This is a genomic window from Catellatospora sichuanensis (assembly GCF_007483665.1).
Classification (GTDB): Bacteria; Actinomycetota; Actinomycetes; order Mycobacteriales; family Micromonosporaceae; genus Catellatospora; species Catellatospora sichuanensis.
Genome location: NZ_VIQO01000025.1, coordinates 65,850 through 79,956, shown reverse-complemented (window position 1 = coordinate 79,956; position 14,107 = coordinate 65,850). Strand labels below are relative to the sequence as shown.

The window sequence follows — 14,107 nt, the reverse complement described above, 5'->3', positions numbered from 1 at the left end:
GTCACGCTGGCGACCATGGACATGACCGGGCTCATCGTCGGAGGTGTGGCGCTGCTCGCCGCCTCCGCGTACGGGCTGGTCCACCGCCGCCGGGCGGGTAGGGTTCGCGCCGTGCCCGCCACCGCCGACCCCGTGCATCCGCTGCTGGCCGAGCTGGGCGTGGAGCAGGGCGAAGTCACCCTGCTCCAGTTCTCCTCGGCGTTCTGCGCCCCGTGCCGGACCACCCGGGTGGTCTGCGCCGAGGTCGCCCGCACCACGCCCGGCGTGGCCCACGTCGAGGTCGACGCGGAGAGCCGGCTGGACGCGGTCCGTGGCCTGGACATCTGGAAGACCCCCACCGTGCTGATCGTCGACGCGGACGGCCGGATCGCCGGCCGGGCCCAGGGCGCGCCGACCCGCGCCCAGGTGCTGGCCGCCGTCGCGCCGCTGCTGCCCACACCGGCCGAGAAGAACTCCGCATGAACGGATCGGCGACAGCGCGCCGGGCTCGTGCCGCCGGCAAGTCACCCGAGGAGATGGCATGACCGACCCCCGCGGTCCCCGGTTCGCCGCCGCGCTCACCGCCCTGGTCATGGTGGCGGTGCTGGTCACCGGCTCCGGCTGGCTGGCCCTGGCGCAGGCCGTGGTGTTCGCGCTGACCGCGGCGCAGCCGCGCCTCGGCCCGTACGGGCTGGTCTACCGCACCCTGCTCGCGTCGCGCCTCGGCCCGCCCGCGGAGCTGGAGCCGCTGGCCCCGGTGCGCTTCGCGCAGGCCGTCGGCTTCGTCTTCGCCGCCGTGGCCACGCTGGGCTACCTGCTCGGCTCGCCGCTGACCGGGGCGATCGCCGCCTCCTTCGCGCTGGCGGCCGCCTTCCTCAACGCCGTCTTCGGCCTGTGCCTGGGCTGCGAGCTGTTCCTGGCGTACCGCCGCCTGACCGGCCGCCCCCTGGCCGCCCGCGTCCCCGTCTCCTGATTTCGACCCGGCTGCGTCGGACCCGTCTGCTACAACGGCGTGGTTGATCCGGCACGGCGAAGGAGCGGGCTGCTGGCTACACGGATCCAGGTGACGATCGACTGCGCGGACCCGGGGCGGTTGGTGGAGTTCTGGGCGCTCGCGCTGCACTACCGGCCGCAGCAGCCGCCGGACGGGCACCCCACCTGGCGCTCGTACTGGCTCACCAAGGGCATCCCGGAGGAGGAGCTGGAGGGCGCCGACGGCCTCGACTCGATCGAGGACCCGGCGGGCGTCGGCCCGCGCTTCTGGTTCCAGCGGGAGCCGAAGGCGGGCAAGAACCGCCTGCACCTCGACCTCGCGGTCAGCGGCGGCCGCAGCGTCCCGCTGGAGACACGGCGCGAGCGCGTCGCCGCCGAAGCCGAACGCCTCATCGCCGCCGGCGCGACCCGCCTGAGGGTGCTCCACACCGAGGGTGCCGACCACTCCGCAGCCTGATCGACGCGAACAGATCTTCACCCGGCGGGGGCCGCTGAGCCGGATACGGGCGGAGCCCCGTTCCTGCCGTAGCGGCGGGGACGGGGCTCCGTGGTCGCGTCGGTCAGGAGCGGCCGGGCTCGTGGCGGCGCAGTGCCAGGCGGGTCAGGAAGATCAGGACCACCATCTGCACGCCGAGCAGGATCATGCACTTGATCCAGTTCTCGGGGACGTGTGCGAACAGCGGGTCCTGGAAGCTCGGCGGCAGCATCGCGCCGACGTCGACCGTGGCCGCCGCGGCGCCGAAACCCCAGCGAGTCGGGAAGATCCAGGAGATGATCTCCATGACCTGCTGCCCGGCCAGCACGAACAGGCCGCCGGAGAACACCAGCTGCGCCATCACCAGGACCACCATGATCGGGGTGGTCTGCTCCGTCGTGCGGGCCAGCGCGCTGACGAGCAGGCCGAACACCGTCGACACCAGGGAGATGCCGACCATGGCGACGATGATTTCCGCGGTCTGGCTCGGGATGACCAGCGACTCCGTGGGCGGGCCCTCGAACAGCGTCAGGTAGACGAACAGTGCCACCTGAGCGGTGTTGATGATGAAGAAGACCGTGATCTTCGAACTCAGGTATGCCGCGGCCGACACCCCCACGGCTCGTTCCCGGGCGTAGATCGGCGCTTCGGCGACGATTTCCCGGACCGAGGCGGCGGTGCCCAGGAAGGCCGCGCCGGTCACCAGCACCACCAGGAGCTGCTGCGCCTGCAGGCTGAACGGGGGCAGCTTGGTCAAGCCGTCCTCGCCCGGGACCGTATAGGCGAGCACCGCCAGGATCAGCGGCATGGCCAGCAGGAACGCGCTGAAGCCCCGGTCGGACAGGATGACATTGATCATCCGGAGGCAGAGCGTGAAGTACTGCCGGATCGGCGCGCTGGGGTTGCGGGCGAACAGCGAGAACTTCCGCCGGTCGATATTGGCCCGGCCGGGTTTGGCCGCGTTCACGTTGGGCCGCACCCGGGCCAGGGCGTCGTCGACGCTGACCGAGGCGGGCTCGGCGTCGTCGGCGGTGTCGGGCACCGGCAGGGGCGCGATGGCCTCGGTGAGGTCGGGCTCATCGGTGCGCTGCGTCGGCACCAGCGGCTGCTGGGTCGCCGCCGGGTCGAACACCACGTCGGCCGGTGCCGGCGGCACCGGCAGCACGGCGGGCTCGGCCCGGTTCGACGGGGTCACCGCGCTGACGTAACGGGCATACAGCGGGGAGTTGCGGAAGGCCCGGGTCCACCGCTCCGGCTCTTCGGTGATCTTCGTGAAGACATCGGCGTAGTCCTCGGCACCGAAGAAGCCGAGCAGCTGGTCCGGCGGGCCGAAGTAGGCCATCGTGCCGCCCAGGCACATCACCAGCACCCGGTCGCAGATGTCGAGGTGCAGCACGCTGTGGGTGACCACGACGACGGTCTTGCCCTTGTCGGCCAGCTCCCGCAGCTCGCCCATCACCTCCTTGTCCAGCGCCGGGTCCAGGCCCGAGGTGGGCTCGTCCAGGCACAGCAGCGACGGCTCGGTGAGCAGCTCCATGGCCACCGAGGCGCGCTTGCGCTGGCCGCCGGAGAGGACGTCGATGCGGGCCTTGGCACGCGGGGTGAGCCGCATGGTGTCCATGACCTCGTCGACCTTCGCCCAGCGCACCTTGCGCGGCACGTCGTCGGCGAAGCGCAGGGCAGCGGCGAAGCGCAGCGCGGTGCGCACCTTGAGCTGCTTGTGCAGCACGTCGTCCTGGGGCACCATGCCGATGCGGTAGCGCAGCTGGGCGTAGTCGGCGTACAGGTCGCGCCCGCCGTACCAGAGCCGGCCCTGGGTGGCGGGGCGCAGCCCGGTGAGCGCCTTGAGCAGCGTGGACTTGCCGCAGCCGCTGGGGCCGATCAGGGCGAGGAGGCTGCCTTCCGGTAGGGCGAAGCTGACGTCGTCGATGAGCACCTTGTTGCCCAGGCGCACCGTCAGGTCGTCGGCGATGATCGAGGCGGGGCCGGTGTCGACATGGTCGTGCAGCTGTACGCCGTCGAAGAGCAGCTCGTGCCGCCCGATCGAGACGATGTCGCCGGCGTGCATGAGGGTCGCCTTCTGCACCTGGCGTCCGTTGAGGAACGTGCCGTTGCGGCTGCCCAGGTCGACGATGTGGAAGGCGTCGCCGAGGCGGCGCATCTCGGCGTGGTGGCGTGAGGCCTGCAGGTCGGCCAGCACGATGTCGTTGTCGGCGTCGCGCCCGAGCCGGGTGCGGATCGAGCCGTCGGCGGCGGTCGTCTGTCCGGAGGCGACCGCTGAGGCGGCGCTCTTGCGGCGTCGAGGCGCGCGGGAAGTGGAGGGGTCAGTTGACACTCGCACATCCTTGCGGCAAGACCAGTGCAGATCAAGCGCCATCCGGTCGGATCCGGCCGCCGTCGGGAACCCGATCGAGCAGCGGGCGGCCCGCGCGTCCGGGTGATATTCCCGCACCATCGTGAAGATCGTCACGGCGACGGTGTTCGGCGCGTACGGATTTCGGAGCTATGGTGGTCGAGGTCGGTGCGTGGACAGTGTCCCCGGGCCTCACTTACAAAAGCCTTCACGGAATACCGTTCGGCTGGAGCCGTGTCGCGCCACTCGCCGCGAGGCGACCGCACGCACCGACCATGAACTTCGCATTTGCCCGCCCGCTCCGGTGCCCGATCATCACCGGAGCGGGCGGTGCTCTGTGCCCGCGGCGAGGTGTCGCCGTCGTTACTTCGGCGAGACTACCAACAAACTCCGACGAAATCCATCGCCGTCTCTTGATCGTGTCGTGCCGCGGATAACGCCAGGTCATGACGTGCAATGAGCGGTATGGACCAACGCACCGTCATCCTCGTGCTGCTGGTGCTAGGTCTGCTCTGCGTGCCCGTCGGCGCGCGGTTGCGGCTGCCGGCGCCCGTGGTGGCCACCCTGTTCGGCGCCGCGCTCGCGCTGCTGCCCGGCAGCTCGCTGTCGCTGCACCCCGAGGTCATCCTGCCCGTGCTGCTGCCGCCGCTGCTCTACGCCGCGGTGCAGCGCAGCTCCTGGCGACGGTTCGCGCGCGGCTGGAAACCCATCCTGCTGCTCGCGGTGGCGCTGGTGTTCGTGACGACGGCCGCGGTCGCCGCCGTCGCGACGCGCATCCATCCCGCCCTGCCGCTGGGCGCGGCCGTCGTGCTCGGCGCGATCACGGCTCCGCCCGACCCGGCCGCCGTCACCGCCATGGCGGGTCGGCTCGGCCTGCCTCGCCGCACGGTCACCCTGCTGCAAGGGGAGGGGCTGTTCAACGACGTCACCGCGCTCACCATCTACCAGGTCGCGGTGGCAGGTGTGCTGACCGGAACCCTGTCGGTCTGGGGCGCGGTCGCCTCATTCGCCTACTCGGCCGTGGCCGGGGCGGGCATCGGCCTGGCCGCCGGTGTGCTCTTCGGCTGGCTGTTCGACCGGCTGCCCACCGCGGAGCTGCGGGCCGGGCTGAGCCTGCTCATCCCGTACGCCGCCTACCTCGCCGCCGACTCCGCACACGCCAGCGGGGTGCTCGCGGTGCTCGCGGCCGGGTTCTGGCTGGGCGCGACCCGGGCCGACCCCGACGACGTGGCCGGACGGCTGTCCGGGCGCAACTTCTGGGACGTGGTCGAGGAGCTCGTCACCGGGTTCACGTTCGGGCTGATCGGGCTGGAGTTCATCGAGGCGCTCGACGACATCGGACCGGGCCTGTGGCCGTACTCCCGTTTCGCGATCTTGATCTGCCTCACCCTGGTGGCGGTGCGTTTCGCGTGGATGTTCGGGGTCGGCGGCCTGGCCAAGCGGATGCGCTCGCGCGACCCTGCGGACGTGCCGGTGGGGTGGGGCGAGACCCTGATCGTGGCGTGGGCGGGCATGCGCGGGGTGGTCACCATCGCGACCGCGCTGGCGCTGCCACGCGACTTCCCGGCCCGCCCGCAGATCGTGTTCGTGGCGGCGGTGGTCGCCGTCGTCACCCTGCTGCTGCCCGGCTTGACGCTGCCCTGGCTGGTGGGCCGGCTCGGGCTGAGCACCGGCGCGAAGCGCCGCCGTCAGGCCGAGCGGGAGGTAATCGCGGTGGCCCAGGACGCCGGGCTGCGCCGGCTGCAGGAACTGCGGGCCGACGGCACGGTGAGCGCGGAGACGGCGCATCGGCTGGGGGAGTGGCAGCGCGCGATCCTGCTCGACGAGGAGGCCGAGGACGACGACTGGGTACGCCAGCGCCAGCGCCTCGGCGACGTGCGGGCACAGCTGCTGGCGGCCTCGCGGGCCGCGGTGCTCGACCACCGGGCGCGCGAGCCCGAGGCCGTGGACGACGTGCTGCGCCGCCTCGACCTGCACAGCGCCCTTTACTAGGCCCTCCGGCGGCCTGCCGGGTCGTCTGACGGCGTGTCCATGACGGTCGCCAGGCTGCCTGAGTGATCCTGTCTTAGCCGCTTGACCTGCGGTTATACATCCGTCTCGACATGGAAGGCGGTCTCGATGAGACCTTGGCGAATGTTCGCCGCACTCGCCGGCCTCGCGCTGGCGACGGCCCTGACCGGCGGCGCCGCGCAGGCCGCTCCACCGGCCGAGCACGACTGCATCACGCTCTCGGGCGCGAACCTCAACCAGATCTACGGCATCGAAGAGCGCATCGTCAGCCCGCCGATCTGCCTGGAGGTGCGCGCCGGCGAGCGGTGGGTGGTGTTGGCGAACTCGTGGACCACGGCGCCCGGCCCCGACGGAGCCGTCTACCCGGCCGGGTACACCCCCGAGCTGCCCGCCCCGATCGACGACTTCAACGCGAAGTTCCGCAGCGCGAAGTACGTGATCGACGGCGGCACCGACCGGGAGCGGGTCGTCACCGCGGGTCCCGAGGTGCTGCGGACTTTCGTGGGCGCGGACGGCCTGCCGTTCTCGGCCTTCCCGTCGCCGCCGCTCAAGCCGCTGCACCCGGGCACGCACACGTTCTCCGTGTACATCGTCCTGTCCGCGCAGCACTGCGACGGCCTCGCCGTCAACGTCGCGCGGAACTGCCTGCCCGCGGGGGAGTCCGAGTGGTTCCCGCAGACGCCGTTCGAGGTGGTCGAGAAGTACGGGAAACCGGGGCGGCCATGAGCCGTGCCACCGGGTGGCGCCCCCGCGGACGGGGGCGCCACCGGTCATCGGTCAGGTCACGGACTCGTACAGGCCAGCGTCGGCAGGTTGTTGGTGCCGCTGTGGTTGCCCAGGAATCCGAACGTGGTGCTGCCACCGGAGCCGAGGCTGCCGTTCCAGGCCACGTTCTTGAACGTGGTGGAGCCGGTGGCGTTGGTGTAGGTGCTGCTCCAACTCTGGTTCACGGTCTGGCCGTTGGCCCAGGTGGCCTTCACCGTCCAGCCGTTGACCGCGGTGCCGCCCGCGGTCACCTTGATCTCTCCCTGGAACCCGTTGTTCCAGTTGCCGATCTGGGTGTACGTCGCCGAGCAGGCGCCCGGCGGGATGGACGGTGCCGGGGTCGACGGCGCCGGGCTGCTCGGCCGCGGCGAGGCCGCGCTGGGCGACGGCGACGCGGTCCGCGACGGTGACGGCGAGGCGGGGTTGGACGGCGGGTTTGACGGGTTGGTCGGCGGGTTGTTGATGCCGGTCACCTGGCCGTTGCCGCCGTCGAAGATGACGTCCGAGCAGCCGTAGAAGGTCTCCTGGCTGTCCGAGCGCTTCCAGACGGAGTAGATGACGTGCCGGCCGGACTTGCCCGAGGGCAGGTTGCCGTTCCAGTAGTAGTAGCCGTCCGGGGCCGGGCCCGACATCGGCGGGTGGTCGATGCTCAGGAACGGCTGCTCCTCCATGTCCGCCCAGGTGAGCGCCTGGTTGGGGTTGTAGCCGTCCTTGGTGACGTACAGGTAGAACCAGCCCGGGTGGGCGGCCCAGTTGCTGTAGCGCCAGCTGTGGTTGGCACCGGAGGTGAGGTGGGTCAGCGGCCAGTCGCTGCGCGGCGCGTCGAAGCCCGCGAACTTGGTGGCGCCACCGCTGCACAGCGCGCCGTCGGGGATGAAACCGCGGGTGCGGCCCTGCCCATCGGAGCGCAGCACGCCGAACCAGTCGTAGAACGGCTGGGTGCCGCCCACGGCGGCGGCGTTCTGGCAGGCGCCGTTGGTCGGCTTGACCTCACCGGTGCTCGACTTGCCGTCCAGATAGCACAGGTAGGTGCGGCTGCCCGGGGTGAGCAGCGCGCCGTGCGCCGCCGCGGTGCCAGGGTTGATCATCGTGATGGCGAGGCCGGCGGCGAGCGTGGCCGCCGCCGCCAGAGCGGCGGCCTTCAGCTTGTTCATGTGCTGTCCTTTCCAGCACGGACGTGCGCCATCTCCGGCGGAGGGTCCCGGCGGTACGCCGTGAAAACGGACCGCGGAAGTCCGGAGTGGACGGAACGAGCCGTGCTGCGGATACGGGATCACCCCTGCCGCGACCACGGTGGGCCGGCGACAGGGGTCAGGGACGGTCCGTCGCGTCGGCGCGGCTCACGCACTGGCCGCGGCGCGCTCCACGTCTGCCCTCGCAGCGCCACGGCATTGACATTCCACCATGTGATCAGCGGCCTCGGCAAATGGTTGCGCCGTGCCATGGCGGGTGCGAGCATGTGCCCGTGTCGATGACCGCGGTACGCCGCAACGCCTGGTGGCTGGTGCCCGAGCTGCTGGCGCTGGGGCTGGTGGCCGGGCTGTTCGCGGTGGCGGCGCCCGCGGACCTGAAGGACGTGCTCGCCGACCGCGTCGCGGTGATCCTGGCGCAGTCGTCCCCGTCCGAGCACCACCAGCACGGCCACGACGTCGCCGCCGAGGACACCGTGCTGTGCACGGCCGAGACCATGGGCATGGAGCCCGCGGACGCGACCCGGATGCAGGACGTGCGCGTGGTGTACGCGTACTTCTTCTGCGCCGCCGGGGAACCGGGCCAGCCGTGGGATTTCGCCGCCCGCATCTCCGGCCCGGTCGTCGTCGAGCTGAGCGAGCCGCCGCGGGTGCGGATCGCCGAGGCGGGGCTCGGCTACCCCGACCGCGTCAAGGCCATGCTGCCCGACCAGTACGAGCCGTGGGCCTTCGGCGGCTTCCACGACCCGAGCCTGCCGACAGCGCTGCAGCAGCGCTATCTCGACGAGGTCGCCAAGGCCTGAGCGGCGCCGCACCGCCGACACGGCGGTCCGCGGCCGGGCGCCCGACAGGCCGCCACCGCGCCGGACCCGTGGGCGGCTAGGCTGATCTTCATGCGATTCGGATTGTTCGGCACGGGCTACTGGGCGGAGCAGACCCAGGGCGCCGCACTGGTGGCCCACCCCGAGGCTGAGCTCGTCGGTGTGTGGGGACGCGATCCGGCCAAGGCCGCCGCGCTCGCGTCGCGCCTGGGCACCCGGCCCTATGACGACGTCGACGCGCTGATCGCCGACGTCGACGCCATCGCGGTCGCGCTGCCGCCCGACGTGCAGGCGCCGATCGCGGAGCGGGCCGCCCGCGCGGGCCGTCACCTGCTGCTGGACAAGCCGCTGGCACTGACCACAGCCGACGCCGACCGCGTGGTCGAAGCCGTCGCGGACACCGGCGTGGCCAGCGTGGTCTTCTTCACCTCCCGCTTCGACCCGGAGGTCACCCGCTCGCTGGAGCAGGCGTCCGCCGCGGGCGGCTGGAGCTCGGCCCGGGTCACCATGTACGCCTCGATCTTCGCGCAGGGCGGCCCGTACAGCGGATCGACCTGGCGCAAGGTGCACGGCGGCCTGTGGGACATCGGCCCGCACGCGCTGTCGCGGCTGCTGCCCGTGCTGGGACCGGTGACCGAGGTGACCTCGCTGGCCGGCGCGCACGCCACCAGCCACGTGCTGGCCCGCCATGAGAGCGGCGCGGTCAGCGTGCTGATGCTCACGCTGGATGCGCCGCCGACGGCGCTGCTGTTCGAGTACCAGCTGCACGGCGAGGCCGGCGTGCTGGACCTGCCCGGCGGGTCCGGCGACCCGGTGGCCAACTTCGGCCGCGCGATCGACGAGCTGCTCGCCGAGGCGCGGCATCCGGGCGAGGGCGGCCCGGCACACCCGTGCGACGTGCGCTTCGCCCGCGAGGTGGTGGCGGTGCTGGAGGCGGCGCAGCGGTCCCAACAGGAGGGACGTGCGGTCGGCGTCCGGTGAACGGTGCCGCGGGGTCGTGAAGCAGGTGGGAGCTGGATCGTTTAAGTGATCCGGAATCGTGTCCGGGCAACCGTTGACACCACAGCGGATCATGCAGCAACGTGCCGTTCATGACCGACTACGCCTACCCGCTGCGCGCCGGCGACCTGATGGTCGAGCGGTACCGACTGATCGACAGGATCGGCGTCGGCGGCATGGCGGTCATCTGGCGGGCCCGCGACGAGACGCTCGACCGCCTCGTCGCGCTGAAGGTGCTCGACCCGCGCCTGTCCGGCGACGAGCGGCTGCGCGAGCTGGCCCGGCGTGAGGCGTGGGCGGTGGCCCGCCTCAACCACCCGGACGTCGCCGGGGTGCACGACTTCGTGCGCACCAGCACCCCGGACGGGCAGGAGATCGCGGTCATCGTGCTCCAGCTGGTGGCCGGCGAGCCGCTGGCGGACCGGATCGCGCTGGGCGCGCTGCCCTGGCGGGAGGCGGTGCGCATCGGCGCCCGCATCGCCGCGGTGCTGGAGGTGGCGCACCGCCGGGGCGTGGTGCACCGCGACATCACCCCGGACAACGTGATGGTGCACGGGGAACAGGTCACGGTCCTCGACTTCGGCATCGCGGCCCGCGTCGGCGAACCCGACGACGACAGCACCGGTGCCAGCTTCGGCACCCCGGCGTACGTCGCCCCCGAGCGCCTCGACGGCATGCCCGCCGAGCCCGCCACGGACGTCTACGCGCTGGGCGTGGTGATGTACGAGATGCTCACCGGCCGTCCGCCGTTCCGGGTGCGCGGCTGGGACGACGTCGCCGCCGACCACGGCCCGGTGGTGCCGCCGGACGTGCCCGAACTGCCCCGCTCGGTCGCCGCGGTGGTGGCCGCAGCGCTGCGCCGCGATCCCGCGACGCGTCCCACGGCCGCCGAGGTGGCCCGCGTCCTGCGCGCGGTGCCCGCCCGCTCGCCGCGGCGGCTGCTGCCGGTGGCGGCGGTGGCGGCCGGGGTCGCCGTGCTCGGAGCGCTGGTCTGGACGCTGCCCACCCGCGAGTCTCCACGTGAGCCGGGTCAGGCGGTCGGCACGCCGCCGGCGAGCACGCCCGGCTTCGGTACGCAGCCGGCGTCGGCGGATCCGTCCGGGACGACCCCCACGACGCCCGCGGCCTCGCCGACCGCGAACGCTTCCCGGCCCGCCCCGAGCACTTCGGCTCCGGCGGGGCCGACGGCCGGCCCGTCGCCGGCCCCGGTGCTCACCGTCAAGCAGGCGCAGGACGCCGCGCTGAAGACGGTCGACGATGCCGCCCGCGGCGGCAAGGTGCGCACCGACGTCGCGACCGACCTGCGCAACACCGTGAACAACCTGGTCCAGGCCAGGCCGACCGGCGCGTTGCTGGCCGCCCAGGTGCAGGCGGCCCACACGAAGATCGATCAGCGGGTGAGCGAGGCGACGCTGGACTGGGAGGTCGGCCGGCAGCTGCACGACGACGTCGCGGCGCTCGGCCGGGCGCTGGAGGCCTGAGCAGGCCGGAAATGCTACGGGCCGGGCGACCATGAGGTCACCCGGCCCAGTCACCCGGCGGCGTGGACGCGAGGGTCTCCCACCACCGAGGAGGCTCTACAGGCCGTTGTCGCGGATCACTCCGCTGTACCAGCGCGCACTGGCCTTGGGGGTGCGCTGCTGGGAGGCGTAGTCGACGTACACCAGGCCCCACCGCTCGTCGTAGCCTTCCTGCCACTCGAAGTTGTCCATCAGCGACCACACGTGGTAGCTCTCCAGGTTCACCCCGTCGGTGATGGCCCGGTGCGTGGCGGCGAAGTGGTCGCGTAGGAAGGCGATGCGGCCGGTGTCCTGTACGGTGCCGTCGGGGCCCATCACGTCGGGGCAGGGCAGTCCGTTCTCGGTGATGGTCAGGGCGATGTCGCCGTAGTCCTTCTTGATGCGGGTGAGGATGTCGTACATGCCCTCGGGGTAGATCTGCTGCCAGAACGCCTCGCTGGTGGGGTGCTTGCGCACCGTCTCACCGTCACCGGTGACGTATATCGGGCAGTAGTACTGCACGGCCAGCAGTTCCACCGGCGACGAGATGACCTCGAGGTCGCCGTCCTTGATGTGCTTCTGCATCGGGGAGAACCGGGCGACGTCGTCCAGCACGTCCTGCGGGTAGTGGCCCTTCAGGATGGGGTCGAGGTAGAGGCGGTTCTCGTAGCCGTCGTAGAGCACGGTGGCCTGCTGCGCCTCGGGGCTCTCGTCGGCGGGGTAGCACGGGTGCAGGTTCAGCGCGGGGCCGATCCGGGTCTGCGGGCTCAGGTGCGGGCGCATCGCCTGCACGGCGAGACCGTGCGCGAGCAACTGGTGGTGCGCGACCACGTACGCGGCGGCCTCGTCGCGCTTGCCGGGGGCGTGCGAGCCGTACAGGTAGCCGTTCTGCACGATGGTCTTCGGCTCGTTGAGGGTGAGCCAGTTGGGCACGGCGTCGCCGAGCGCCTCGGCCAGCACGGCGGCGTACTCGGCGAAGCGGTAGGCCGTGTCGCGGTTCTCCCAGCCGCCGATGTCCTGTAGCTCCTGCGGGGTGTCCCAGTGGTAGAGGGTCACCATCGGGGTGACGCCGCGCTCGCGCAGGCCGTCCACCAGCCGGCGGTAGAAGTCGAGGCCCTTGCCGTTGACCGGGCCCCTGCCGCCGGGCACGACCCGGGGCCAGGAGATGGAGAAGCGGTAGGACCGCAGGCCCAGCTCCTTGATGAGGTCGAGGTCGGTCGACCAGCGGTGGTAGTGGTCGGCGGCGACGTCGCCATGCTCACCGTTGCGCACGCGGCCGGGAGTCTTGGCGAACGTGTCCCACACCGACGGTCCGCGGCCGTCGAGGGCGGCGGCGCCCTCGATCTGATACGCCGACGTCGCGGCGCCCCAGATGAATCCGTCGGGGAACTGCAGCCCCGTGGCGGTGGGTGACGGATCCGGCGTCGGATCCGTCGCGTCGCGGCTCGTCAGCGCGGCGGCCACGGTGGAGGTGGCCACGCCGGTGTCGGCGCGGGCTGCGGTGGAGGCGTAGGCCGCGGTCCAGCCGGCACGGCGTGGCACCGTGTGGCGGGTGAGAGATCGGCCGACAGGACCTGGCATGTGGTGCTCCTCAGATACTGGGAAAAGGACTGATCATGGATGGGAACGCTCCCATGATCAGGTACAGTTGTCCTCATCCCTGTGACGGGTGGAGATGTGGTGTAAAGACTTTCGCACATGTGGCGTAAGTCTGGTGCTGCTGGGCGCTGAGGCGGAGAATGCCGATTGGTATGGGAGCGGGGAAGGGCAGTCCCCGCCCCCATCGGGTGCTCACGCCCTGTGTCTGCCGAGCGGCAGGGTCACGAGGCAGCGTGACGCGCGGGAGCCGTTGGCACGCGACGTAGTCGCGAGCTTCACCTCCTCTCCGGCACCCGGAGGGAGGTCGGTCGCCGGTCGTAGGGAGATCGGCGACCGACCGCCTCTGGGAGCGGCCGGCGATGGCGTCCGGGCGGGCCATCGACGGGACGAATTCTTACATTGATGAACATCCGTGGAAGCGTTCCCATGGACGTTTGTTGGAACGATAGCGACAACTGGGCCGGAGGGGAAGACCCTTCATCGCCCCAGAATCTGTAGGCAACCACCAGGAAATCCTTGGCTGCTAACCGAATCGGCCCCTACCTGCGGAAGCGCTCCCACGGGCCGGGCGTCGATGTGTCGGGCATGTTTCCACATTGACACGAAGCGACGCCCGGACCGCCCTCGGACGGGTGCCGCGGACCCGTCCGAGGGCGGTCCGGCGGGCCCGCTCATGGTCCGCGAGACCCGAGCCGGGCCGGATGTCCATGGCCCGCCCCGCCCTTAGGCCGCCCCGGGATCGCGCCACAGCGTCCACTGTGGCGGGCCGGAGCGCATGGGCGGCTGCCCGGTCACGGTGAAGCCGTGGCGGCGGTAGAAGCTCAGATTGCGCTCGTGCGACGACTCCAGGTACACCGGCAGCCCGGCGGCGTCGAAGCGGGCCAGCGCGTCGGCCAGCAGCAGCGAGCCCAGTCCGGTGCCGCGCGCGGCGACCGTGGTGCCGATGAACTCCAGGTACCAGTGCTCCGCGGGCTGGCGCTCGTGCAGGCGGTCGATCTCGCCCATCCGGCCCAGCAGGTGGGGCAGCCGTGCGCCGGTGGCCCGCAGCAGCGGCACGGCCGCCCGGACGACCGCGGGTGTGGGCAGCCGCCACTCGTGCGGCGGGGCCCACATCGTCACCGCCTGCCGGTCCCCCGTGGTGTAGACGTGCCCGCGCGGGACCGCATACCGCAGCAGGGCTCCGAAGATGCGCTCCAGCCGGGCGTGGCGGCCGCGCGGGGGGACCATCCAGGTCCATACCGGGTCGTCGCCGAACGCCTCGGCCAGGGTGGTGGCAAGGGCCGGCAGATCGGCGGGTACGGCGACGCGAACACTATTCACATCCGGCATCCTGCCGCAGTTCCCGCCGCCGCACGAGCCCCTGCCTGGCTCAACGGCGCGATTCGTGCGGTCTCCCCGAAACTGACGTCCGCTTCGGCGTGGCG

At 71.8% G+C, this 14,107-nt stretch carries 12 protein-coding genes; 8 read left to right on the top strand and 4 right to left on the bottom strand.

Annotation, left to right across the window (positions count from 1 at the left end):
- The first annotated feature begins 15 nt into the window (after nt 1-15).
- The 3 genes from FLL47_RS31055 (at nt 16) to FLL47_RS31045 (ending at nt 1,429) form a co-directional block, all read left to right on the top strand.
- A complete protein-coding gene (locus FLL47_RS31055) occupies nt 16-462 on the top strand; it encodes a TlpA family protein disulfide reductase (protein ID WP_246158901.1) in 447 nt (148 codons plus the stop codon).
- A 58-nt stretch (nt 463-520) separates the two neighbouring features.
- Nucleotides 521-952, top strand: a complete 432-nt coding sequence (locus FLL47_RS31050; protein WP_144125595.1) for a DUF4395 domain-containing protein — start codon at nt 521-523, stop codon at nt 950-952.
- Between the two features lie 90 nt (nt 953-1,042).
- Complete coding sequence (locus FLL47_RS31045) at nt 1,043-1,429, top strand: VOC family protein (RefSeq protein ID WP_144125592.1); 387 nt, start codon at nt 1,043-1,045, stop codon at nt 1,427-1,429.
- Nucleotides 1,430-1,532: 103 nt separating this feature from the next.
- Here the strand turns inward: FLL47_RS31045 and FLL47_RS31040 are convergent, their stop codons facing one another.
- On the bottom strand, nt 1,533-3,782 hold the full coding sequence (locus FLL47_RS31040; protein WP_186316007.1) for an ATP-binding cassette domain-containing protein: 2,250 nt from the start codon (nt 3,780-3,782) through the stop codon (nt 1,533-1,535).
- A gap of 483 nt (nt 3,783-4,265) precedes the next feature.
- Between FLL47_RS31040 and FLL47_RS31035 the strand changes: the two genes are divergently transcribed.
- Both FLL47_RS31035 and FLL47_RS31030 read left to right on the top strand, forming a co-directional pair.
- On the top strand, nt 4,266-5,792 hold the full coding sequence (locus FLL47_RS31035) for a cation:proton antiporter (protein ID WP_144125585.1): 1,527 nt from the start codon (nt 4,266-4,268) through the stop codon (nt 5,790-5,792).
- 126 nt (nt 5,793-5,918) lie between these two features.
- A complete protein-coding gene (locus FLL47_RS31030) occupies nt 5,919-6,536 on the top strand; it encodes a hypothetical protein (protein ID WP_144125583.1) in 618 nt (205 codons plus the stop codon).
- A gap of 56 nt (nt 6,537-6,592) precedes the next feature.
- Here FLL47_RS31030 and FLL47_RS31025 read toward each other — a convergent pair whose 3' ends face one another.
- Nucleotides 6,593-7,729: a lytic polysaccharide monooxygenase auxiliary activity family 9 protein gene (locus FLL47_RS31025; protein ID WP_144125580.1), complete on the bottom strand. Its 1,137-nt coding sequence runs from the start codon at nt 7,727-7,729 to the stop codon at nt 6,593-6,595.
- A 311-nt stretch (nt 7,730-8,040) separates the two neighbouring features.
- Between FLL47_RS31025 and FLL47_RS31020 the strand changes: the two genes are divergently transcribed.
- The 3 genes from FLL47_RS31020 (at nt 8,041) to FLL47_RS31010 (ending at nt 11,066) form a co-directional block, all read left to right on the top strand.
- Nucleotides 8,041-8,568 (top strand): hypothetical protein, encoded by a 528-nt coding sequence (locus FLL47_RS31020; RefSeq protein WP_144125577.1) that lies wholly within the window; start codon nt 8,041-8,043, stop codon nt 8,566-8,568.
- Nucleotides 8,569-8,658: 90 nt separating this feature from the next.
- On the top strand, nt 8,659-9,567 hold the full coding sequence (locus FLL47_RS31015) for a Gfo/Idh/MocA family protein (RefSeq protein WP_186316006.1): 909 nt from the start codon (nt 8,659-8,661) through the stop codon (nt 9,565-9,567).
- 110 nt (nt 9,568-9,677) lie between these two features.
- The gene (locus FLL47_RS31010; protein WP_144125571.1) at nt 9,678-11,066 is read left to right on the top strand and encodes a serine/threonine-protein kinase; all 1,389 of its coding nucleotides are present in this window, start codon (nt 9,678-9,680) and stop codon (nt 11,064-11,066) included.
- A gap of 96 nt (nt 11,067-11,162) precedes the next feature.
- On the opposite strand, the gene FLL47_RS31005 is transcribed toward FLL47_RS31010, so the two are convergent.
- Together FLL47_RS31005 and FLL47_RS31000 are read right to left on the bottom strand one after the other, a co-directional pair.
- Nucleotides 11,163-12,665 carry a GH1 family beta-glucosidase gene (locus tag FLL47_RS31005; RefSeq protein WP_144125567.1) on the bottom strand — a complete coding sequence of 501 codons (1,503 nt, stop codon included), beginning with the start codon at nt 12,663-12,665 and terminating at the stop codon, nt 11,163-11,165.
- 741 nt (nt 12,666-13,406) lie between these two features.
- Nucleotides 13,407-14,003, bottom strand: coding sequence for a GNAT family N-acetyltransferase (locus FLL47_RS31000; protein WP_222106279.1), 597 nt, complete (start codon nt 14,001-14,003; stop codon nt 13,407-13,409).
- Nucleotides 14,004-14,107: the final 104 nt, after the last annotated feature.

Excerpts from the sequence above, each read along its gene's own strand:
- FLL47_RS31055 (WP_246158901.1), top strand. The coding sequence starts at position 16 with ATGGACATGACCGGGCTCATCGTCGGAGGTGTGGCGCTGCTCGCCGCC.
- FLL47_RS31050 (WP_144125595.1), top strand. The coding sequence starts at position 521 with ATGACCGACCCCCGCGGTCCCCGGTTCGCCGCCGCGCTCACCGCCCTG.
- FLL47_RS31035 (WP_144125585.1), top strand. The coding sequence starts at position 4,266 with ATGGACCAACGCACCGTCATCCTCGTGCTGCTGGTGCTAGGTCTGCTC.
- FLL47_RS31030 (WP_144125583.1), top strand. The coding sequence starts at position 5,919 with ATGAGACCTTGGCGAATGTTCGCCGCACTCGCCGGCCTCGCGCTGGCG.
- FLL47_RS31025 (WP_144125580.1), bottom strand. The coding sequence starts at position 7,729 with ATGAACAAGCTGAAGGCCGCCGCTCTGGCGGCGGCGGCCACGCTCGCC.
- FLL47_RS31015 (WP_186316006.1), top strand. The coding sequence starts at position 8,659 with ATGCGATTCGGATTGTTCGGCACGGGCTACTGGGCGGAGCAGACCCAG.
- FLL47_RS31010 (WP_144125571.1), top strand. The coding sequence starts at position 9,678 with ATGACCGACTACGCCTACCCGCTGCGCGCCGGCGACCTGATGGTCGAG.
- FLL47_RS31005 (WP_144125567.1), bottom strand. The coding sequence starts at position 12,665 with ATGCCAGGTCCTGTCGGCCGATCTCTCACCCGCCACACGGTGCCACGC.